Source organism: uncultured Aquimarina sp. (genome assembly GCF_947495315.1).
Taxonomy (GTDB): domain Bacteria; phylum Bacteroidota; class Bacteroidia; order Flavobacteriales; family Flavobacteriaceae; genus Aquimarina.
On sequence record NZ_CANLYD010000006.1, the window covers coordinates 50,043 to 74,140 of the forward strand.

The window sequence follows — 24,098 nt, forward strand, 5'->3', positions numbered from 1 at the left end:
ATCTTAAATATCTATTTGTTCAATAAATCTATAATATCGTAAAATGACGTTAGGATCGGGTATGATTGTTGTTTTTGCTTTCGATCTGCCCATGTAGTCAAATTGAGAAAGTACATATCGCATACTTTCTAGTCTGGCAGTTTTTTTATTATTCGTTTTAACGATAACCCAAGGACTAAAAGTAGTATGAGTCTTAGAGAACATTTGTTCTTTGTAATGGCTGTATTTATTCCATAATTTTTGCCCTTCCATATCTACAGGACTAAATTTCCATATTTTAAGAGGGTTTTTTAATCTGGCATCAAAACGTTTTTTTTGTTCTTCTTTAGAGATAGAGAACCAAAATTTTATAACAATAATGCCATCTTCATAAAGCATGTGTTCAAATTCAGGTACTTGCACCATAAATTTTTTATACTGTTTGCTATTACAAAAACCCATTACTGGTTCCACTACAGCACGGTTGTACCAACTACGATCAAAAAAAACGATTTCACCTGGATTCGGTAATTCTTTAATATATCTTCTAAAATACCATTGTCCCTTTTCTATTTCAGTAGGTTTTGTTAGTGCTACTATTCTCATAGAACGAGGATTAAGGTGTTCTGTAAAACGTTTTATAGAACCTCCTTTTCCCGCAGCATCACGACCTTCAAAAATAACCGCTACTCGTAGTTTCTTTTTAGCAATCCAATTTTGAAGATTCACCAATTCTGCTTGTAAGAATCTAAGTTCTTCCTCATATCTGATTTTAGCCAATATTTTATTTATATCAATATTTTTTTGATGGGCTAAATCGATAAGTTGTTTCCGTTTTTGAACGTAGCTTAATTCTTCTATTGTGAACATATGGTAACCAAGGTTTGTTTTTGGAGAGGTAATGTTATAAAGATAAGAAGAATATTTGTTAACTTCTACTATTCTATTTCCGGGAATCCACCAACACCAGCTGCTAAGCGATCTTTTTTTACCTGAATCTTTTTACGCATCCAATCTGGATATTCACTGTCGTCCTCTGCTTCATAAATCTTAATACTCTGATTGTCATCAGGTAGTATAAGATCTTCTTGTCTACAATTAAGAATTTTTGCTGCAGTCTCTACTCCAGAATAACCTGCTCCTGCTACTCCATGGGATAATACACTGGCACCACATAAGTATAGATTTTCTATTTCACTTTTTGATTTATAAGCAAAAGGTCCAATTTGCCAGAAACTTTTTTCTGTCCCATACACACAACCATTAGTAGCGTTAATGTAGTATTCATTGGTTATTGGAGTACCTAATTCTTTTTGTACAATTTTGTCGCCAATTCCTGGAATAACGGTTTCTAACGTTCTTATCATTTTTTTGATCAGCTGATCCTTAAAGGTTAGATAAGATTCAGAACGTCTGTCTCCTTCATTTTTAAAAGCGTTGAACGATTCATGATTGATATATGTAATTGCTTCTATTGTATGATACCTACCATCAAAACTTATAGGATCCTTTAGTGTTGTACAACTGATAAACATTCCAGGAAATGTATCTCCTTCTAAAAGATCTATTTTTTGTGTTTCTTCAAATACCTTATCAAGATCCTCGTTATTCATCATCCAGATATTACCGGAATCTAAACCTGCTTTTCGAACGTCCATATCCACAGTTATGAAAAGCATTAGAGAAGTACAAGAGTATTTTGTTTTATCAAGGCGCTTACTTAGCTTTTTGCTAATATTATTTCTTCCTACTAAATCAAGAAATGTTTTATCAGGGTCTGCATTAGAGATAATTCTTTTAGCAAAAATCTTTTCGCCATTTTCTAATTGTACTCCAATAGCTTTCTTTTTCTTATCTCCTTCAAGTAAAATTTGTTTTACTTCTTGACTAGTTCTTATTTCTCCTTTATGTTTTTTAATAGCAATGGTCATAGCTTTTACCAATGCACCACCACCACCAATAGGGTAGTAGCCTCCACTAGAATAATGTCCCATAACAGCTGCGTGTAAAGGAAAACTAGCTTTAGAAGGAGGTAAACCGTGATCTCCAATCTGTATATTTAGAACAGCTTTAAGTAATGGGCTCTTGATATGTTTTTTTATTACTTTTCTTAGACTAAAAACACTGTATTTTCCCATGTTCTTAGTGCGAAAAGGAATTGTAAGATGTGCCCAAAACCCTTTTACTTTGGGGATTAATTGCAATTCATAGCATACGTCACTAACAAGCTTCAAATAATTAGCAACTCCTTTTTCTTCTTCAGGAAATCGTTTAGCTAGTACTTCTTTTATGTTTTCGTATCCAGCAGGCATATCGATACGTTCATTACCAATCCAGCAATGTTCATAAGCCTCAGGATTCATTCTGAAAAAAGAAATATCATTAGCAATACCAAGTCCTTCATAAAGCGTACTAGTAGATTCCCCTTTGTTTAATAAACCTACATAATGAACTCCAGGTGTAAAACGGTATCCATTTAGATAAAAACTATGACACCATCCTCCAGGAACATCATGCTGCTCTAATACCAATACCTTCTGACCTGAACGAGCCAAACATATCGCTGCAGAAAGCCCTCCTGCGCCTGAACCAATTATAATGGTGTCGTATTCTTTATTTTGATTGAGAGAGTTTTCAGCATCCTTTTCTTTTTCCATAAACTTTAATACCAATAATTACAATTTGTTTTCTGTAACAGTTTTTTGTTAAAGGTATTATTTTTTTAGGATAGCGAAGAAATAGCTGACTAGCATATCTCGTTTTTCTTCAATATTAAAATTTTAAGGGTAATAATTTCTAGGAAGCTATGGCCTATTATTTTTTATCTGAAATATCCACAAACGCTCCTAATCTATCAAAAACAGATCCCCAACCGTTCATAAAGCCCATTTTTTCTTGTTGTTGACAATATTCCTTAGTAGCGTGGACTACATTAAAAGTGAAATTGGTTTTATCTCCGTCTTCTTCAAACAATGCTTGTATTTCCACACCTTCAGTCATTGGTTTAAAATTAGCTGACGAAATTATTTTTTTAAACGCTACTATTTCAGTGTAAATACCATCTGCTATAAATTCATTTCCATCTGGCATGAGCATAGCATATTTCCATGTTCCACCTTCGTTAAAATTATGTTCTATAATTTTAGTTTCCATTCCTTTTGGTCCCCACCATTGTGCAATATGCTCTGGTTGTGACCAGGCTTCCCAGACTAATTTAATAGGTGCGTTAAAGGTTCTCTTTAAGGATAAAGTACGGTTGTTTAAGTTACTCATTGTCTTTTGTTTTAGATTGTAATTTGTTTAAATAATTTTCGAAGGAATCCAATTTTTCCTCCCATAAAGTTTTGTATTGATCTATCCATAGAAAAGCAGGGAGCAGGTTTCTAGGTTGAATTAAGCAGTATCGTTCTCTGCCTTGTTTATTTATGGAAATGATACCACATTCTTCCAGGATTTTTAAATGCTTGGAGATTGCAGGACGACTGATATCAAATTTTTCTGCAATAGCATTGATAGAGAGTGTTTGCTCTGCTAAAAGAGAAATAATATCTCTTCTCACTGGGTCTGCAATAGCCTGAAAAACGTCTCTTCTCATTATTAAATGTAATTGATTGGTTACAAATATATGTGTAATCATTCGGTTACGCAAATATTTAATAGATTTCTTTTGTAGTGATTATTCATGAAGTATAGATATTATTGATCGTGGATTCATTTAAATATATGATTAATCTATGCAAAGTAGAACGGCAATTCATTAAATTTGAGAAGACATACTTTAAAACTCAATAATATTATGGATAATACTAACAACGGGGGCGACATTAGTAAGTGCCCATTTATGGGAGGACCTCAAAAAGAAAGCGCTGGAGCTGGAACATCAAATAGAGATTGGTGGCCTAACGAATTAAAATTAAATATTCTTCGTCAAAATGCAACAAAATCTGATCCAATGGGAAAGGATTTCGATTATGCAGCAGCATTTAATAGCATTAATTATGATGAACTTAAAGCAGATGTTATAGCCTTAATGACAGATTCTCAAGATTGGTGGCCAGCAGATTATGGTCATTATGGAGGGTTAATGGTGCGCATGGCATGGCATAGTGCTGGTACGTATCGTGTAGGTGATGGTAGAGGAGGAGCAGCTACCGGTAATCAGCGTTTTGCACCTTTAAATAGCTGGCCGGATAACGGTAACTTAGATAAAGCACGTTTATTATTATGGCCTATTAAACAAAAATATGGTAAGAAAATTTCCTGGGCCGATTTGATGATTCTTGCAGGTAATTGTGCAATAGAATCTATGGGATTAAAAACGTTTGGTTTTGCAGGTGGTAGAGAAGATGTATGGGAACCGGAACAAGATGTGTATTGGGGAGACGAGACAGAATGGTTAGCTAATAAAGAACGTTTTGCAGATGGAACTCTGGAAGGACATCTTGGTGCAGCTCATATGGGATTAATATATGTGAATCCAGAAGGGCCGAACGGTTCATCAAATCCACTAGAAACAGCCAAACTTATGAAAGAAACGTTTGGACGGATGGCCATGAATGATGAAGAAACTGTAGCACTTACAGCGGGAGGTCATACCTTTGGTAAGGCCCACGGTGCTGCCGATCCAGACAAGTATGTGGGTGCTGAACCGCATGGAGCTTCTATTGAACAAATGAGTCTGGGGTGGAAAAACACTTATGGAACAGGAGTATTAGATGATGCTATTACTAGTGGTTTAGAGGGTGCTTGGACGCCTAATCCAGATAAATGGGATTATGATTTCTTCAAAGTACTATTGGATTATGATTGGGAATTAATAAAAAGCCCGGCAGGCGCAAATCAATGGACTCCTAAAGCGGATTCTGGAGCTCCAACCGCACCAACTGCTGGAGACCCTTCAAAAAGGCAAGCTTTAATGATGACGGATGCAGATATGGCATTAAAAATTGATCCTGATTATTTAAAAATTGCTCAACGCTTTCGCAATAATCCAGAAGAATTCGAAGATGCTTTTATTAGAGCTTGGTACAAATTAACACATAGGGATATGGGGCCGGTGTCGCGTTATTTAGGTCCTGAAGTTCCAACAGAAGAATTAATTTGGCAAGATCCTATTCCTACCGGGATATCTCTTAAGGATTCGGATATTATCTCTTTAAAAAATATGATTTCTGTTTCTGGTCTAACAGTATCGCAGCTAGTAACAACAGCTTGGGCATCCGCTTCTACATTTAGAGGTTCTGATAAGCGTGGGGGAGCAAATGGAGGACGTCTTCGTTTAGAGCCACAAAGGAGTTGGGAGGTAAATAGTCCAAAGGCTTTATCTGCGGTATTAGATGTTTATCAAGGTATTCAAAAAGATTTTTCTGGAGATGTTTCTATTGCAGACCTTATTATACTTGGTGGTAACGTTGGTGTGGAATTAGCGGCTAAAAATGCAGGATACAATGTGTCTGTTCCCTTTGCAAGTGGCAGAGGAGATGCAACACAAGAACAAACGGATGTCAATTCATTCGGACATTTAGAGCCTTTAGCAGACGGATTTAGAAATTACTTAAGGGGTGATCTAAAATTAGCTGCAGAAGAATTGCTAATAGATCGCGCTCAATTACTAACGTTGTCGATTCCGGAAATGACAGTTCTTGTAGGAGGTTTAAGAGTGTTAGGAACAAATTATGATCAGTCTAATCATGGAGTATTTACGGATAATATTGGTGCTTTGACCAATGACTTCTTTAAAAACATTTTAGATTTTACATATACTTGGAAGCCTACATCAACAGATGATACTTTGTTTGAAGGTAGCGATCGTAGAACGGGAGTAACTAAATTTGCAGGAACTAGAGCTGATCTTATTTTTGGTTCGAATACAGAGTTGAGAGCAGTTGCTGAGGTATATGCTTCTGAAGATGCAAATGAAAAATTTGTACAAGATTTTGTTGCAGCTTGGGCCAAGGTTATGAATCTAGATAGATTTGACCTGAAATAGAAATAGATTTGAAAAATTAAATGTATTTTTAAAAAAGGTGATCTTGAAAAAAGATCACCTTTTTTGCATCATTAGTATGTTATTTTGTTATAAACATATCGATATTAACCTTTCTACTTGAATTATTTGCATCTTTTATGGAAGCTAATATATTATCCAACAAATTTCGATCAAATACCTGACCTTTTGAAATTACGGTGTTAATCGTCTTAGTGTTTGCTATATTTTCTAAAGGATTTTTTTCAAGGATTATTAAATTAGCTATGTACCCAGGCGAAATCTTTCCTGAATTACTTTTTAATCTTTCTGCAGGTATTCTAGTTGCTGATTTTAGAACTTGTACTGGTGACATTCCAGAACGATGTAAGCTTTGTAATTCATCGTGTAATGAGAATCCTGGCACAGCTGGTGGCAGATTAGCATCGGTACCGGTCATGATGGTAACCCCTCTTTTAGCTAAATTCCGTGCTAATATTTGGCATCCTTTTGCATATGTTTCCCAGTACTTTTTACTGCGCCTACGTTCATCAACAGTTTGATTCTCCGGAAGCTTATAACGGTTTACTTCAGGAAGCCAGCCAAGACCTTGGGGAATATAGCTAACCCATTCACTAATTCCAGGGTTTTCATACTCCAATTCTACGTCTTTAAGAACTTGATGAATATCAAAGGGCTGTTTGGCGAAGCTCTCTGTTAGCCATAGTGTAGAGGTGATGGCAATATCATTTTGTATTAAATTGTTGGCTAAATCTTCACAACGTTCTTCTACAAACTTTAAAAAATCATCTTCATTACCATAAAAACTTCCAATGTTTCTGTTACTACTAAATTCTCTACTAAGTGCGTTCATCAATTCTTCAAAATGAGCGATTCCGCTCTGTCCATTTGTCCATACATCATTAAGTTCCAGAGACCACGGAATATGCCCAAAAACAGGCATCCCTAAGGAATTTGCAGTTTCTATTATTGCTAAATAGCTTTCTTTGGTTAATTGACTATAAATCTTGATACCATTATAACCTTCATCATATAATCGCTTTACTGTTTTTCTGGCTTCTTTAGCATTTTTTATATTTAGATAACCTTGAGACCAACTCATAAACCACCCTTCCATAGATTCGAAACTTCCTAATCTAGGAGAAGCAACAAACATTTTAGGGCCAATCCTTCCATCTTCAATTTGTTTTCTCCATTTCAAATGTCTTTTTTCTCCAATTAATTCACGAATTTCGGTTACACCGTTTGCTATATATAATAATAAATCGTTTGGACTTTGAAAAAGATGTACATGAGTATCGATTAAACCTGGAATTAGATATTTTCCTGAACCATCGATAACTTTTGTTTTTGAAGAAAGGTTTAAGGTGCTATCAATAGCAGTGATAAGTCCTTTTTCTATTAAGACTGTTTGTTTGGAAATAATGCTATCTCCATCAGAGGAAAGAATATTAATGTTTTTAATAGCGAATGACCCTTCTTGCGGTTTAAATTTTTTATAATCGACTTGTTCGGTAAGTCCTCCATACATACGCTTACCTTCTCGAGTGATCCAAATTAATGTAATTGAAGTAAGTAAGAATAAGAAAATTGCTGTGTATTTTATCCATTTTTTCCAGTTCATGGTGATTGATTTTAAAGATTAATACCTCAAACTTATAGATGAGATTATTTAGAACCAAAGACAATGTGACGGACGGTTAATTATGGGACGGAATGCAAGCTAAAAGTGATTGTTTACATGCTGTTGGGACGAAATACAAAGAAGAAATAAAGGACTAGTTATTTCTGAAATAAGAAACACGAGTTCTCGAAACAGGAATTATTTTATCACAATCAGAAAGAGAAAGCAGCAATCCTTGAGCATTTCCTTTGGTAGAAATAATCGCATCTTTATTAACCAAATAGGATCTATGGCATTTGATAATTGAGGTGCCTTCTGTTTCTGTTATAATTCGTTTCAAAGTGCTTCGTTCAGTTTTAACTTCTAAACTGCCTTGAGAATTTATAAATCCTATTTTAGTATAATTTTGTAATGCTTCAATATATCGAATTTGATAGGTTGGTATCTCAAATACGGAATGGTTCTCAACTTCATTACTTTTAGAAATAGCATTTTTGGAATGATTTATTTCATTAGCAATGTTTTGATACTTTTTTTCGTTTTTTAAAAGTGACCATCCGCCAATAATAATTAATGGTAAGATGCCAATCGTAAATGTACTATAAATCATTTGAGGAAAAAGACTCCAGTCAATATGTCCAATTATCAAAAGACGTGCAAAGAGAAAGTTTGTTAGACTAATAATGATCATGATACATAGATTGTCAAGTATCCACTTACCAAAAGTCCATTTTTCTTGCAGTTTTCTATGTTTAAAGGTATAATGAAGAAAAGCCTCATAAATACAGGCTCCAAGAAAAGTCATACTTCCAAAACCTAAACAAATAAGAAACTTTTTAGAGGTTAATGTAGAAATTCCAAAAGGTTGAAATATATAAAGGAATAAAGTAACAAATACACTAAGAAAAATAAGATTTCTGTAATAAATAGACCTGCTTTCTTCTGGAAATGGTTTTTGAAGTATTTGTATTACTTTCTGAAATAGTTTCATTTTCTAAAAATACCAAAAAAGTTTTTTTGATGAATAAAAGAGTAGGATATATGAAGAAGTATTCTAAATTTTGATATTCGTTTTAGGTTTTGCAGGGATATTAGTATCAAATAGAGTTGTCAAAAATGATCAATCATTATTTAGTTTAATTTTTCCAATAATAGATCTAAAATTTCATCAGTTTCGTCAAGTAAATGATCTCTTATAATGATGTCAGGTATCACACCTTCTTGTTTTTTGCTACCATTAACACGAACAATATATCCTTTAGACACTTTTACAACGATTCCGGTATTTGGTAATGAATATTGAAATTGGGATGCATAAAGAGACGGATAATCTCCTGTTTCTTCTCCTACAATAGTTCCGAATTTATAATCTTGAATTTGAGCTGCTGTGACAGCAGATTGCGAGTGAGATTGCCTATTAATTAGGACATAAACCTTGCCTTGGAATCTTTTATTTTTCTCTTGCGGTTGATACTCTTCGAACTCATAATCATAAATTTCATTGTCGGTATGACTTAAAATATTTTTAAAATAAGTGTCCGTAGTGTCATTATGTTTCCTGGTATGCTCTTTAAGAAATTTACTAGTCTTTATAGTTAGTTTTGAATTCCATCGAAATGGTTTGTTAGCAATATAAGAAACCAGATAGTCACTAAAAGAATTATCTCCGCCAGCGTTATTTCTTAAATCAATTATTAAATTATTCTTTTGATTTTTGTATATTTTTATAAATGCTGAATCAATAAATTTCCGATATGCCTTTTCATCACCTGAAAAATTGCCAGGATTTATGTAATCAGAAGATTTAAAACTTTTTACAGACATTGTTGAATTTAAAACTTCTGTTCTTTTCTTTTCATATCCTTCGATTAGATTCACAGCATTGATAACATGCTTTTTGATTGTTTTCTGATCTCTTATTTCGATTTCGAAACGATCTTGTTTACCAAATACTTGCCAATAGAGTCTTGGAAAAGAAGCTACTTCAATTTTCGCATTTTTTAAATATGTTCTTTCCGCTGATATATGCGGATGTATTTTTGAAAGAATGTCTTTCATTGATATCTCGTTAATCTTTAAAATCTCTGCTCCAACTTTAATCTCCGGATTATTTGAAAAGTTCTTCCGAATTAAATTTTTCCCATCTTCAAAAGATATTTCAAGAGGGAAAAGTGTTCCTTTATTGTATGCATATTCTCTGTAAGATTTAGCTGGAAAATCTATTTCCGTATGCCCATTATTTATAGTAGAGATGAACCTTTGGAAGGTATTTATAGTCTTTAATAAGGTTAACGAATCTTTCTGTATTGACTCTTTTACTGTTTGATAAGTTGAATCTAATTTTTCCTTAGAAACATAAGAATAGATATTGTAATGCGCATCTTTTATTGATGTATTTAGAAAATCTAAGTCAGCTACTATTTTTTCTTTTTCGAATTGTTGTGAAAAGCAATTAGGTACTAAAAAAAGTATTATCAAAAATGTAAAAATGATTTTATTATTCATTGTTTCTTTTTAAATAAAATGTTACCAAAGATTTGTTTTAATAAATACTGTTTATGTATATATGATTTGGTTGTATGATATTCTTGAAACAAATTTATCGTTCTAATGGTATCAAAATGTTGTCTGTGATTTTTTCTCTGGCATCTCTGTGTGTTCGCATATCCTTCAGCATAGCATCATAGTTTTTTTCAAATAATTCTAGTTGCTTAATAATGGATTTAGGATTGTAGCTAATATTTACCGGTACTTGTTCTGCAGAAAATACTCGATCAGATAATAGAGCCCACCAATTTTCTCTGGCAATCTCAATCTTCATTAACCCAATAATCTCTTTTAGTCGTTTAAACCTCCCAGGTTTACCATATAAAAGTTCTTTTTTGGCCATAGAATCTTTATCATAGGTTACGCTAATTTCTACGGTTTCTGAATTTGAAATCTTAGGAACGGTTATATAGGTGGTTAATTCATGACCATCATACGTCCAACTTTTCTCGGTTTTAGCATCACTATATTTGTAGCTTTCTCCATTTATTTGTACAGCAGTAGGAGGGAAACTTACAGGCAGTTGTATTTCATAACTTCGTGAGGTTGGCATACCTTCATAAGAGCCCTTTGGAGGAGAAATGATTATTGTTTTTTTGTTTTCGGTTTCTGCCTGAACAATTGAGGTTTTGGCAAATGCTCCCTTTTTATAGTGTTCATTATCACCTTGATCTTCATAGAGATCAAAAGAACCTTTAGTTCCCGGATATACCTTAAGAAGGAGATGATTAGGTAATTCCTGTAGATTCGTAATTTTAGGATACATAGGGATTATAGAACCTTCTTTTATATAAAGCGGAAGTTCTTTTAACATATAGTTTTTATTGATAATCTCACCACCTTTATATTTTTCGCCGGTTGACCATTCAAACCAATTTCCTTCGGGAAGCCATACTTGTTGTTTAGTAATTAAATCCTCTCCAACAGGTTCGGCGACTGGAGAAAACAAAAGTTGATCGCCATACATATATTGGTGTTTAAACGTGTATGCATTATCATCTTTGGGGTAATCATAATACATAGGTCTGCAAATCGAGACTCCCTTATCATAAGCTTCTCTTGCCATAGTGTATGTATAAGGCGCTAATGCATATCGAAGATGAATAAGTTCTCGCATATGTTGAAATTCATTCGGGAACATCCAAAACCTTCGCTCTATAGATGATATTTTTGCACTATGGGTTCTTAGAATAGGACTAAAAACCCCAAATTGTAACCAACGTGTATATAATTCGGCATCTCTATCCAAGTCTCCTGAACCATGGCCTCCTATATCATGACTCCAATAACCATAGCCTACATTAGAGGCTGTGTGGGTAAAGTAGGGTTGGTATTTCAGAGATTCCCAAGAAATCTTATAGTCACCAGAGAAACCAATTTGATAGCGATGATTTCCTAATCCTCCCCAACGATGAAATAATAATGGACGTTTACCTGTGCGTTCTGCCATACTGGAAAAAAAAGTATAATTGAGCCACCAGGTATTATTTAAGCCTTCTAGTACTTTACTTTCAGGGAATTGTTGCCAATCCAGCCACCAAAAATCTACACCCCAATCTTCATAAGGTTTGAGCAGCACATCAAAATAGGTTTCAGCCCATTTTTTATCTGCCATGCGATACGGAATCCAATCTCTTTTTGTGGTATCAAAACCATAGTTTTTAGCAAAATCCTCATATTGTGACTCAAGTGGTGCCACACCTGATGCTGGGTGTAAATTCAGAGCAGTTTTAAGTTTTTCCTGGTTTGTCCATTCTATAAACTTAGAAGGTTCCGGGAATAATGCCTTATTCCAGGTGTATCCTGTCCATCCTAAAAGCTCTCCGAAAGGGTCTTTTTGTGGATTTTTAATATTTTTTAGCCCTCCATGTGTCAAATGCCAATCCATATCTATGATAAGCACATCTATCGGAATGTCATATCTCCTGAAATCGTTTACCAAAGATTTGAGTTCAGGATCAGAATACGCCCAGTATCGAGACCACCAATACCCAAAAGCATAACGTGGAGGTAACGGGATTTTACCTGAGATTAAGGTGTAATCAGCCAATGCTTTTTTGTATTGTAGGCCATAACCGAAAAAATACCAATCTTGTTCTGAGGTAGATTTTGCTTCTGATACCCAGTTCCAATCAGAATTATCAAAGCGGAAACTATTAGAGTCATCAAGTAGATACCATCCATCTTTAGAGAGAATCCCTTGTTCTAAAGGTATGGGTTTACCATCCCAGGTCTTACCACCATCATAACCATCAAGCGTACGAGTAGTTCCTAAAAGGTTTCCTTTATTTTCTATACCAGGTTTCCAGATTACTTTGTCTCCATTATTATTTAATGAAATTTGTAAATTATCCACAGAAAATTTACCGCTTTCTTTTTTGTAACGCAATTCTAATTCATTAGTTACTATGACTAACCAACCATCTTTTTCGGTTACATCAAATTTGGGTATGGTTGTTTTACGGTTTATGACTATAAAGGAAGCTCTGTTTTCAAATTTCTTTTCATTATTCCATTCCATTCTAATTACTCTAGGAGTTAGCACAGTAAATCTGGCTTGACCAGAAGTAATAATAGCTTTAGGATTGGCTTCTGGGTTTTGGAATGCAAAAGTGTCTATTTTTAGAAATAGTAATAAAAATGCAAATAGATAGATGTTTTTAGACATGAATGTGGATTATTTTTTTAAACGAATAGTTTGACCTAGTTGTGCACTTTTTTTGGCAGCATCCAAAATTTCTACAACAATCATGTTGTTTTCTAAAGAGTTAAGATCGAATCTGTCTAGTTGTACTTTGTTCTTTATAACCGATGCAAAGAGTGCAAATGGATCATCGTATGGCGCTTTTCTTTCTTCAAGTTTCATTACTTGTTCATCATAGCCGTCATAACCTTCTGAAATTCTAACCCGAAGATCATGTCTGTTATCCGCATAAATTACACCTTTTAAACCATAGATTTCCATATCTTTTCTGCCGATAGGCCAGTTCCAGGAACCTTGAATGATAGCAACGGTGTTATCATACTGTAATAAAATAATAGATTCATCATCAACCTTTGGGTTATTTTTAGATTGTAGCTGTTGTGTAATTGCTGTTACACTGTTTGGACGTTTACCATCCATAAACCAAGTAAGTAAATTGGCACCATAACAACCAAAATCTACGATAGCACCACCACCATTTTGAACTGGATCGGTAAGCCAGTCTAAGAATTCAGAATTCACTCCAATTTTTTTTGGTCCTTTATGCCCATCTCTAACTACAATTTTTCGAATATCGCCAATGGTATTTTCTTTTTTACTTAATTCAAAAGCCTTGTGATTCGTTGGATACCAAGTAGTTTCATAGTTGGTAAGTAGATGAATGTTATGTTTCTTGGCAAGAGCTTGCATTTCTTTAGCGTGTTCCATACTGACCGCAAGAGGTTTTTCTACCATTACATGAATGCCTTTGGGAGCAGCGGTTTTTACAACTTCCAAATGTTCGTAGATCGTTCCAAAAGCTGTTACCGCCTCAGGATTTGTTTTAGAAATAAGTTCCTCTATAGTATTGTATACAATGTCCATAGAAAACTTATGTTGATCAGAATAACGCTGAGCTAGTTCTTTATTCGGTTCTACAATTCCTACGATTTTAATGTCTCCTCTTGGATCGCTACCAAAAATCCAATGCACATGAGTATGTGTAAGTCCAATTACACCAACTCTTAATGGTGAGTCTTGTCCGAATAAATTAAGTGAAAGTGAAAGCGCTAATATAATTACTGCTTTTTTCATAATTAAGAGGTGTTTTAGAAGGTTTTTCGTAATAAAAATTATTTGTGGTTAACAAATAAAGGTAAACTGTCTTAGCCAAAGAAAAAATATATTTTCTATACTAGATATTGATTTTACTTTTTATAACAATGTTTTAACAGTAATTGCGGCTATATTTTAAAATCGAGACAGCTATAGAGTTTTAATAATTTCAAAGGTATTCATTGGAAAGTCATTGAGTTTTGATCAATAGTATACCTATTAATCATAGAAGTATTGGATACAGGTTTTTATATTACTTTTCTTTTTGGAAAGAAAAGCAAATGGAGAGAGTACCTTTGTAAATCTTCAATCTGTTGTATGCCAATTAATCAACAAAAACCACGTGATAATTGTTAATTACTTTGTAGTGCGACTGTTTTAATTGTATAAGTGAAACCTTATATTAGCAAGCATTCTACCCAAAATTTTATGAGTAAGGAAACGAAATATACCGAAGATAATATACGATCCCTCGATTGGAAAGAGCATATCCGTATGCGACCCGGTATGTATATAGGTAAACTAGGTGATGGATCATCCGCAGATGATGGAATTTATATTTTACTAAAAGAAGTACTTGATAATTCTATTGATGAGTATGTCATGGGTGCTGGTAAGACTATTGAGATTTCTATTCAAGGTGATAAAGTGATTGTAAGGGATTATGGCCGTGGAATTCCACTTGGTAAAGTAGTTGATGTAGTTTCTAAAATGAATACCGGAGGTAAATATGATTCCAGAGCATTTAAGAAGTCGGTTGGGTTAAATGGAGTTGGTACTAAGGCGGTGAATGCGTTGTCTAAATTTTTTAGAGTAGAATCTACTCGGGACGGTAAATCAGCTTCGGCAGAATTCGAGAAAGGGAATCTTACGAATCAAGACATCTTAGACGAAACTTCTCGAAGAAGAGGTACCAAAGTTTCTTTTGTGCCGGATGAAACAATTTTTAAACATTATAAGTATCGTTCGGAGTACGTGGCGAAGATGCTTAAAAATTATGTGTACCTAAATCCTGGATTAACTATCTTATTTAATGGTGAAAAGTATTTTTCGGAAAATGGATTAAAAGACCTGCTTTCTGATAATATTAACGAAGAAGATAGACTGTATCCTATTATTCATCTAAAGGGAGATGATATTGAAATTGCAATCACGCATAGTAAAACACAATATAGTGAAGAATACCATTCTTTTGTAAATGGTCAGAATACTACACAAGGAGGAACGCATCAAGCTGCTTTTCGCGAGGCTATTGTAAAAACAATAAGAGAGTTTTATGGTAAAAACTATGAAGCTAGTGATATCCGTAAATCTATAGTATCTGCTATTAGTATTAAGGTTATGGAGCCGGTTTTTGAAAGTCAAACCAAGACCAAATTAGGTTCAACAGATATGGGAGGTAATTTGCCTACCGTTAGAACGTATATAAATGATTTTCTAAAGACAAATCTTGATAATTTCTTGCATAAGAACTCTGATGTAGCAGAAGGTATACAGCGTAAGATATTACAAGCAGAACGTGAACGTAAAGATTTATCAGGTATAAGAAAACTAGCACGTGAACGTGCTAAAAAGGCGAGTTTACATAATAAAAAATTAAGAGATTGTCGTGTGCATCTTACAGATAGTAAGAAAGACCGGAATCTGGAGAGTACTTTGTTTATTACAGAGGGAGATTCTGCAAGTGGTTCTATAACAAAATCAAGAGATGTAAATACACAAGCGGTTTTTAGCTTACGTGGTAAGCCGCTGAATTGCTATAACATGAGCAAGAAGATTGTGTATGAGAATGAAGAGTTCAATTTATTGCAGGCGGCACTTAATATAGAAGAGTCCTTAGAGGATCTTAGATATAATAATATTGTTATTGCTACAGATGCCGATGTAGATGGGATGCACATTAGACTTTTGTTGATTACATTCTTTCTACAGTTTTTTCCAGAAGTTATTAAAGAAGGGCATCTGTATATCTTACAAACTCCATTATTTAGAGTTAGAAATAAGAAAGAAACTATTTATTGTTATTCTGAACAAGAAAGAAGAGATGCCATTACTAAGCTATCTGGAAAACCAGAAATCACCCGATTTAAGGGATTAGGAGAAATTTCTCCAGATGAATTTGTGCATTTTATTGGAGATGATATCCGTTTAGATCCTGTAATGTTGGATAAAGAAAAGTCGATAGAAGAGTTGTTGTCTTTTTATATGGGAAAGAATACGCCTAGTAGACAAGAGTTTATTATAGAAAATCTTAAAGTAGAGTTAGATACTATAGAAGAAGAATTATAAGGATACAAAAAGTGCCCCGGAAAAAGGTATGGATATAGAAAACGAAAACGAAGAACTACATAATGAGTTAACTCCTGAAGATCATCAGCCTCAGGAAGTGATTACAAAGGTTACTGGAATGTATAAGGATTGGTTTCTGGATTACGCATCCTATGTAATCCTGGAACGAGCAGTGCCATCAATAGAAGATGGGCTGAAACCAGTTCAACGTAGAATTCTGCATTCTATGAAAGACTTAGATGATGGTAGGTATAACAAAGTAGCTAATATTGTAGGTCATACGATGCAGTATCACCCACACGGTGATGCTAGTATTGCCGATGCGATGGTGCAGATTGGACAAAAAGATCTGTTAATTGATATGCAAGGTAACTGGGGTAATATACTCACTGGTGACAGAGCAGCGGCTTCTAGGTATATAGAAGCACGATTATCTAAATTTGCATTAGATGTAGTATATAATCCTAAAGTAACAGATTGGCAATTATCATATGATGGAAGAAAGAAAGAGCCGATTAATTTACCTATAAAATTCCCACTATTATTAGCACAAGGAGCGGAAGGAATTGCAGTAGGACTTAGCACTAAAATTCTACCTCATAATTTTTTAGAATTGATTGATGCTTCTATTAAGCATTTGCAAGGTAAACGGTTTACAATTTTACCAGATTTTCCAACTGCAGGAATAGCAGACTTTACGAATTACAATGATGGTAATCGTGGAGGTAAAGTTAGGGTACGTGCAAAAATTTCTCAATTAGACAAGAACACGTTGGTTATAAGCGAAATACCTTTCTCTACTACAACTTCTAGTTTAATAGATTCTATTCTAAAAGCCAATGAAAAAGGTAAGATAAAAGTAAAGAAAATAGAGGATAATACGGCAGCAAAAGTAGAGATACTAGTACATCTTCCGGGTGGTATTTCTCCAGATAAAACTATTGATGCGCTATATGCTTTTACGAATTGTGAAACATCAATTTCTCCACTAGGTTGTGTAATTGAAGATAATAGCAGGCCTAATTTTATCGGAGTCTCAGAAATGTTGAAGCGCTCTACGGATCACACCGTAGAATTACTGAAAAAAGAATTAGAGATTCAGTTAAACGAATTGCAGGAACAATGGCACTTTGCATCATTAGAAAGAATTTTTATAGAAAACCGTATTTATCGCGAAATTGAAGAAGAAGAAACCTGGGAAGGAGTGATAAATGCAATTGATAAAGGCTTGCTGCCACATATAAAACATTTAAAGCGAGCTGTTACCGAAGAAGATATTGTTCGTTTGACAGAAATTAGAATTAAAAGAATCTCAAAATTTGATATAGATAAGGCACAACAGAAGATTGAGGCTTTAGAAGAAGATATTGCTCAGGTAAAACATCATTTGGCAAATCTTATTGAATACGCTGTATCCTATTTTAAAAGATTGAAAAGTACTTATGGTAAAGGATGGGAGCGAAAAACTGAAATAAGAATTTTTGACGATATAGAAGCGACCAAGGTGGTTATTAGAAACACCAAGCTATATGTAAATCGAGAAGAAGGATTTGTTGGAACATCACTTCGTAAAGATGAATATGTAACGGAATGTTCTGATATAGATGATATTATTTGTTTCACTGCAGATGGTAAACTCATGATTACTAAAGTTGACGCTAAAACTTTTGTTGGTAAGGATATTATCCACGTTGCTGTCTTTAAAAAGAAAGATAAGCGTACCATTTATAATATGATTTATCAGGATGGTCGAGGAGGAGCATCTTATGTAAAACGCTTTGCGGTTACTGGAGTTACAAGGGATAAAGAATATGATTTAACACAAGGAAAGAAAAGCTCGAAGGTTACTTATTTTACCGCAAATCCAAACGGAGAAGCAGAGATAATTACTATTTTCTTGCGCCAGGCAGGAAGTGTGAAAAAATTGAAGTTCGATCTTAATTTTTCTGATCTATTGATAAAAGGTCGTGGAGTTAAAGGTAATATTGTTACTAAATATAATATCAAGAAAATTGAACTAAAAGAACAAGGTGTTTCTACCTTAAAACCTCGCAAAATCTGGTTTGACGATACTGTGCAGAGATTGAATGTAGACGGAAGAGGAGAATTGCTAGGTGAGTTTAAAGGAGAGGATCGATTGTTGGTTATTAGTCAAAAAGGACTTCTTAAAACTATTGTTCCTGAGATTACGGTGCATTTTGGTTCTGATATGGTGGTGCTTGAGAAATGGAAGCCAATGAAACCTATTTCGGCTATTTATTGGGATGGAGAAAAAGAAAAGTATTATGTTAAACGATTTTTAGTTGAAAATGCAGATCGCGAAGAGGTGTTTATTTCGGATCATCAGAAGTCATTTTTAGAAATTGTTTCCACGGATCATAGACCTGTTGCAGAAATAGTATATAATAAACTAAGAGGGAAAGATCAGAAACCGAATGATGAAATAAGTCTGGAAGATTTTATTTCTGTAAAAGGAATTAAAGCTCAGGGCAATCAATTGACTACCGAAAAGGTGAGACAGATAAATTTAGTAGAATCTTTACCGTATGATGAACCTGAAGAATTGCCTGCAGAAGAAATAGAAGTGATAGAAGAAGAAGCGGTTTCATCTGATTCTAAAAATATTTCTGAAAGTAATGATTTTGAAGATGATGAGAATAGTGATCAACCAACATTATTCTAAAAAAAATACGGTAGAAAACTAAATCATTCTCCGTGAATATGATTTATGACCTTTGTTAGTAGATAATTAATTTATCTACTACCCTGTGATTATCGGTATTTAGTAAAATAAAGTAGATACCCTTTGTTAAATTAGAGATTTTAGCTGTATTCTCTGTATGATTATAGGTTTTTGATAGTATCGTTTTTCCGGAGGAGTCATATATTTTGAGCTTTTTTATTGAACTAGACGTGTTTTTAAATTTTATGTATGCCTCATCTCTTGTGGGGTTAGGATAAATCTCAAAGTATGAATTGGGATTGTTACTATTATTTATTCCTAAAGTAGTATTATCAACAAATACGTCGAGCTCAGTAAATTCAAAATTACCGCTACTTTGGTATCCTTCTACAACAAAAGAAACCTCGTGTAATTTCCCTAAATTCATATCGATAGACTCCCATTGTTTAAAATGCTCAGAAATATCTATAGTACCACTATTTCTTGTGTCTCTTCTTATGCTAAAATATTGTTGAAATGTAGTGATACCTAAAATCGAAGGTTGATTCACTCTTGTATTCTCGTATACATCATATATACTTCCATTTATTTCAAAAGATTTTTTTAAAACAGCTCCATCTGCCATTGATGGAATCCAATTACGCCAATCTTCAATGATATAATATTCTACAAGAGGCTCAATAGTCCATCCGTAAATAGACAAATAGGAATTCCCTGAATTGGTGGAAGGGTTGTAATTACAATTGTAAGTCGTGTAAAAATTTCCTATTTCTTGATGTAGTTGTGTTTGATCATATCCTAACCCTCTTCTTGCTAAATAGTTCAATATGCCATCCCATTCTCCGCTAAATAATGCTTCATTTCCAAGTGTCATACAAGCAGTTCCTTGCGAATTTTGGTTCCATAATTCATATCTGAATCCATCTTCTTCTCCAGCAATCTGTTCTGATCCTGATTGTATGCAATAGGTTTGTGCTTTGCTACTTAGAATATTTCCTAGAAGAAACATAAAAAGTAATATTGGTAGAATTGTGTGATTTTGTGGTTTAGGGAATTGTTTATTCATAATTATTATTTAATAAAAATCTTATTTTTAGTAATTTAAATGATTTACTTAAAGTGATACTTTAGTCATTTAAATCGGAATAAAATTCTTTAATAACAACGAAAAACAAAAATTATTGAGGATATTAAATGTTTTTTTTACTTAAATTTTAAGTAATCTATAGCTTATCCGCTATAAATAAATTGATTAAGTTTTTTTTATAAACTTGGTTAAGATCACGATGTGCTGACCATTAACTTTGCCTTCTATATGTTCAGGATTATCATGTACTAAAGAAATATTACGAACTACAGTACCTCTTTTGGCAGTGAAATTAGCTCCTTTTACGTTTAGATCTTTAATTAGTACTACACTATCTCCAGCTTGTAACACAGAGCCGTTAGAATCGATATGCTTTATAGCAGTATTTTCATCATCACCTTCTCCAGTAGCTTTTGCCCAAGCTAAGGTGTCATCATCCAGATATAACATATCTAACAAATCCTGTGGCCAACCTTCAGAACGTAATCGGGTAAGCATTCTCCAGGCCATAACCTGTACTCCAGGAACTTGGCTCCACATACTATCATTGAGGCAACGCCAGTGATTTGCGTCTATTGTGGCAGCATCTTCGATTTGTCCTTTGCAAGTCGAGCATGCTAAAATGCTAGAATCTAATCCTACATTTGGTGATTCAGGAACATCGTATGCTGATAAATCCTTGGTAGTGCCACATAATTCGCATACAGACCCACTACGATCTTGTAACTCTTTTAATTTACTCATTTGTTTCTATCAATAGGTGAGATCACTATAATTTGCGCAAAAATGCGATAATTTCTTTTAAATATTAATTGTTTTGCCCGCTCAGTTTTCCTTTCTTTCGAAGTTTAAAATTGATAAATTCTACAAATAATGAAAAGGCGATGGTGAAATATAAGTATCCTTTAGGGATGGTGCCAACTTCACTATCAAATAATTGCAAATGTGCTAAATGCGCAGCTTCTGCAATCAACATAAATCCTATCAGAATCAAAAACGAAAGTCCTAGAATCTGAATTGATGGATGTTTGTTTACAAAACGACCAACCGGCGTAGCAAATAACATCATAATTAAAACAGAAATCACCACTGCGATAATCATTATAATTAGCGCATCCGTTGGGTTGTCACTTAATCCATTAGTCATACCGACAGCTGTAAGTATAGAGTCAAAAGAGAAAACAACATTAATCAATGTGATTTGCACAATTGCTTTGGACAATGAACTTGAACTTTTTTCTTTAATTTCTTTCTCTTCTTCTCCTTTTTCATCTACCTTTTCGTGAATTTCGTGAACACTTTTATATAATAGGAAAAGTCCTCCTCCAAATAATATGAGAGACTGTCCGCTAATTCCAGCTTCTATCCAAGGTAGATTAATATGCCAGAAAGGAGCTTCCATTGCTACAAGTAAGGAAATACCAAAAAGCAATACAATTCGCATAACCATGGCTAGTAATAAACCAATATTGGTTGCTTTTTTTTGTTCTTCATTAGGTAACTTGCTTGAAGCTAACGAAATGAATATAATATTATCAATACCTAGTACAATTTCGAGAAAAGTCAACGTCAATAGAGCTACCCAGGCATCGGCAGTTGTAAAAATTTCTAGCATTATTTTGTTTTTTTAGCAGTTCCTCTTTGTTTGTTTTTTTTAACACCTACCAACCCATATTCAAAAGTATACGTGTTTTTATCCGTGGTTAATATCTTCATATGAATTGCTTTTTCCTCTGCCATATTTTTTGGATGAAGTTTCTTTACTATATACTCGCAGTCATTAATCCAGCGAATACTGGCTGTATCACTTTTGCCTTGAAAATAATCTATTTCAATAGAGTCATTGCGCACAAATGTAGTTTTAGCAAGCTGTCCGTTAAGATAGGTTTCAAATTCAAAAGTACCGGTATGGAAATCCTTACAGTCCCTTTCCTGCTGATAACAACTGGAAAGCAACACAGAAATAAGGAGTAAAAAAATAAGTCGCCTCATAGCATTACAATAATGATAAACGAAAATAAATCTATTTCAACAGATTTAACAGCAACAGTCAGAAAAGTTGTTAAGATTTTTAATTCTTGTAGACGTCAAAAGTACCATCCTTATAGAAAAATACAATTTGATTAATTTCTTTAGTAACAGAAGCAGTATTGATGATCTGCTTTTCTTTGTCTTCCGTGATATCCGAAATATTATTTTTAAAATCAGGTTCAGGCAGAGAGAATAAATCTTGTTCAGATTCTTCAGTATTTGGTGCTTGGGTTAGAGTAGGAGTTGTTGGTTTAATTTGATAAGTTGTTTCAATAGGCTTGTCAGTCTCTTCGGATTTAGGAAATGTACCTTGACCATACAGCAACCAGTATAGTTCTGCTTCTGGATAAGCTTCAGTAATTTTCATTACAAAATCTAAACTAGGTTTATTTCTACCAGAAAGAATATGAGAAATAGAGGAACGTCCTACACCCATAGCGTCTGCAAATCCTGATGCCGAAACATGATAAAATTTCATGATTTCCTGTATTCTTTTCCCGAAAGCGGCTGTGTTTACCATTGTAAACGAATTTAAATGAATAAGTTGATTACAAAGTTAAACAAATTCAACACAACATGAGTTTACAATTGTAATATAATAAGAAACACATTGATTGATTGTTAAATAAAAACTTTAATTATGATTGTCTATATTATTGAAATTCATATATTTATGTAAAATATTATTAATCATCATCTTAGTTGTTAATAACTCAATTACTTTAGGAAACTTAGTGTTGCATCCTGTTTAACATACTAAACAATTATAAATTTTAAGTTGTTTACATCTGTAAATAACTATAATTTACAATTGTAAAACCGCCATTAGTTTACATGTGTAAAAACTAAAGTAATTGCTATGAATCTTCAGTAAACAGTAGTAATTTAGACGCTTTAATTAGCCTATGGATATTAAAAAATTGTCGGAGTGGTTCTCTACATATAGAGAATCTTCCTTATCAGGACGTTATATACATTTAGAACATATTGGACCGCTTTTGGCTACTCTTTCAAAAAAAGTAGAGATTGAACTTTTAGGTACTTCAGAAAATAATGCTCCAATACACCTTATAAAACTTGGTAATGGACCGAAGAATTTATTGTTCTGGTCACAAATGCATGGAAACGAAAGTACTACTACAAAAGCAGTGTTAGACTTTATAAATATGTTAACAGATGATTCTAATGAATTTTCTGAACATATTTTGACATCTTGTACCTTATATATCATTCCTATATTAAGCCCTGATGGTGCCAAAGCATATACCAGACTTAATTATAATCAAGTAGATCTTAATCGAGATGCTCAAGATAAGACCCAAAAGGAAAGTATTATACTAAACAATCTAATTCATAAGATTCGTCCTGATGTTGCATTTAATTTGCATGGCCAGCGTACTATTTTTAGTGTAGGAGAAACTGATTTTCCTGCTACAGTTTCTTTTCTGTCTCCAGCAGGAGATCAAAAACGTACCGTTACTCCTTGTCGTAAGGTAGCCATGGAAATCATCTCTGAGATGAATTTTGTGTTACAACAGTATATTCCAAAAAGCGTTGGAAGGTATGATGATGGCTTTAATATTAACTGTGTCGGAGATACCTTATCTGATATGGGGATACCTACTATATTATTCGAAGCTGGACATTATGCTGAGGATTATGATAGAGAGAAAACCAGAGCTTATATATTTTATGCATTGGTTACTGCAGTTCGATATATTTCGGACAAAAATGTAACAGGAAATGGGTATGCAGGATATTTTGATATTCCAGAAAACGGGAAATCTTTCTATGATATCATTATTAGAGATGTTATTTTAAATAAAAAAAATGTGGATATAGCAATTCAGTATACCGAAGAATTATCAGAAAATGATATTAAATTCATTCCAAAAATTGTTAAAATTGAGAATTTAGGAAATTTTTATGGTCATAGAGAAATTATCGGTAATAAAAGAACTATATATAACGAAAACGTTACAGTAGAGGTACTTCCAGAAAATGAGTTGTTAAAATTCCGACTAAACGATGAATTATTCTCAACAGAATTGAGAAAAAGTTGAAAAAAAATGT

18 protein-coding genes are annotated in these 24,098 nt (G+C 33.7%); 4 read left to right on the forward strand and 14 right to left on the reverse strand.

Going from position 1 to position 24,098, the window contains the following annotated elements; translation table 11 throughout:
- Positions 1-3: 3 nt before the first annotated feature.
- The 4 genes from ppk2 to Q0910_RS12130 form a co-directional block, all read right to left on the reverse strand.
- Positions 4-849: a polyphosphate kinase 2 gene (ppk2, locus tag Q0910_RS12115; protein ID WP_299216581.1), complete on the reverse strand. Its 846-nt coding sequence runs from the start codon at positions 847-849 to the stop codon at positions 4-6.
- Positions 850-917: 68 nt separating this feature from the next.
- On the reverse strand, positions 918-2,636 hold the full coding sequence (locus Q0910_RS12120; protein WP_299216584.1) for an NAD(P)/FAD-dependent oxidoreductase: 1,719 nt from the start codon (positions 2,634-2,636) through the stop codon (positions 918-920).
- Positions 2,637-2,793: 157 nt separating this feature from the next.
- Complete coding sequence (locus Q0910_RS12125) at positions 2,794-3,252, reverse strand: SRPBCC domain-containing protein (RefSeq protein ID WP_299216587.1); 459 nt, start codon at positions 3,250-3,252, stop codon at positions 2,794-2,796.
- A complete protein-coding gene (locus Q0910_RS12130; RefSeq protein ID WP_299216590.1) occupies positions 3,245-3,616 on the reverse strand; it encodes a metalloregulator ArsR/SmtB family transcription factor in 372 nt (123 codons plus the stop codon). Before Q0910_RS12130 ends, Q0910_RS12125 begins: the two co-directional genes overlap by 8 nt.
- 159 nt (positions 3,617-3,775) lie before the next feature.
- Here Q0910_RS12130 and katG point away from each other — a divergent pair, with 159 nt between their 5' ends.
- Positions 3,776-5,968: a catalase/peroxidase HPI gene (katG, locus tag Q0910_RS12135; RefSeq protein ID WP_299216593.1), complete on the forward strand. Its 2,193-nt coding sequence runs from the start codon at positions 3,776-3,778 to the stop codon at positions 5,966-5,968.
- A 79-nt stretch (positions 5,969-6,047) separates the two neighbouring features.
- On the opposite strand, the gene Q0910_RS12140 is transcribed toward katG, so the two are convergent.
- The 5 genes from Q0910_RS12140 to Q0910_RS12160 all read right to left on the reverse strand — a co-directional run bounded on the left by Q0910_RS12140 (position 6,048) and on the right by Q0910_RS12160 (position 13,914).
- Positions 6,048-7,589, reverse strand: coding sequence for an amidohydrolase family protein (locus tag Q0910_RS12140; RefSeq protein ID WP_299216596.1), 1,542 nt, complete (start codon positions 7,587-7,589; stop codon positions 6,048-6,050).
- A 154-nt stretch (positions 7,590-7,743) separates the two neighbouring features.
- Entirely contained in the window at positions 7,744-8,580 is an 837-nt protein-coding gene (locus Q0910_RS12145; RefSeq protein ID WP_299216599.1) for a LytTR family DNA-binding domain-containing protein, read from the reverse strand.
- A 140-nt stretch (positions 8,581-8,720) separates the two neighbouring features.
- Positions 8,721-10,094 carry a S41 family peptidase gene (locus tag Q0910_RS12150; protein ID WP_299216602.1) on the reverse strand — a complete coding sequence of 458 codons (1,374 nt, stop codon included), beginning with the start codon at positions 10,092-10,094 and terminating at the stop codon, positions 8,721-8,723.
- 94 nt (positions 10,095-10,188) lie between these two features.
- The gene (locus tag Q0910_RS12155; RefSeq protein WP_299216604.1) at positions 10,189-12,804 is read right to left on the reverse strand and encodes a glycoside hydrolase family 31 protein; all 2,616 of its coding nucleotides are present in this window, start codon (positions 12,802-12,804) and stop codon (positions 10,189-10,191) included.
- 9 nt (positions 12,805-12,813) lie between these two features.
- Positions 12,814-13,914, reverse strand: coding sequence for a Gfo/Idh/MocA family oxidoreductase (locus Q0910_RS12160; RefSeq protein WP_299216607.1), 1,101 nt, complete (start codon positions 13,912-13,914; stop codon positions 12,814-12,816).
- Between the two features lie 450 nt (positions 13,915-14,364).
- On the opposite strand from Q0910_RS12160, the gene Q0910_RS12165 reads away from it, so the two are divergent.
- Both Q0910_RS12165 and Q0910_RS12170 read left to right on the forward strand, forming a co-directional pair.
- A complete protein-coding gene (locus Q0910_RS12165) occupies positions 14,365-16,224 on the forward strand; it encodes a DNA topoisomerase IV subunit B (protein ID WP_299216610.1) in 1,860 nt (619 codons plus the stop codon).
- 28 nt (positions 16,225-16,252) lie between these two features.
- The gene (locus tag Q0910_RS12170) at positions 16,253-18,907 is read left to right on the forward strand and encodes a DNA gyrase/topoisomerase IV subunit A (RefSeq protein ID WP_299216613.1); all 2,655 of its coding nucleotides are present in this window, start codon (positions 16,253-16,255) and stop codon (positions 18,905-18,907) included.
- Between the two features lie 55 nt (positions 18,908-18,962).
- On the opposite strand, the gene Q0910_RS12175 is transcribed toward Q0910_RS12170, so the two are convergent.
- The 5 genes from Q0910_RS12175 to Q0910_RS12195 all read right to left on the reverse strand — a co-directional run bounded on the left by Q0910_RS12175 (position 18,963) and on the right by Q0910_RS12195 (position 22,545).
- Positions 18,963-19,973 carry a glycoside hydrolase family 11 protein gene (locus Q0910_RS12175; protein WP_299216616.1) on the reverse strand — a complete coding sequence of 337 codons (1,011 nt, stop codon included), beginning with the start codon at positions 19,971-19,973 and terminating at the stop codon, positions 18,963-18,965.
- A gap of 186 nt (positions 19,974-20,159) precedes the next feature.
- A complete protein-coding gene (locus Q0910_RS12180; protein ID WP_299216619.1) occupies positions 20,160-20,738 on the reverse strand; it encodes an alkylphosphonate utilization protein in 579 nt (192 codons plus the stop codon).
- A 64-nt stretch (positions 20,739-20,802) separates the two neighbouring features.
- Positions 20,803-21,609 (reverse strand): TerC family protein, encoded by an 807-nt coding sequence (locus tag Q0910_RS12185; protein WP_299216623.1) that lies wholly within the window; start codon positions 21,607-21,609, stop codon positions 20,803-20,805.
- Positions 21,609-21,986: a DNA topoisomerase IV gene (locus Q0910_RS12190; protein ID WP_299216625.1), complete on the reverse strand. Its 378-nt coding sequence runs from the start codon at positions 21,984-21,986 to the stop codon at positions 21,609-21,611. Before Q0910_RS12190 ends, Q0910_RS12185 begins: the two co-directional genes overlap by 1 nt.
- A 79-nt stretch (positions 21,987-22,065) precedes the next feature.
- Positions 22,066-22,545, reverse strand: coding sequence for a helix-turn-helix transcriptional regulator (locus Q0910_RS12195; protein WP_299216628.1), 480 nt, complete (start codon positions 22,543-22,545; stop codon positions 22,066-22,068).
- Positions 22,546-22,930: 385 nt separating this feature from the next.
- On the opposite strand from Q0910_RS12195, the gene Q0910_RS12200 reads away from it, so the two are divergent.
- Positions 22,931-24,088, forward strand: coding sequence for a M14 family zinc carboxypeptidase (locus tag Q0910_RS12200; RefSeq protein WP_299216631.1), 1,158 nt, complete (start codon positions 22,931-22,933; stop codon positions 24,086-24,088).
- The last annotated feature ends 10 nt before the right edge of the window (positions 24,089-24,098 follow it).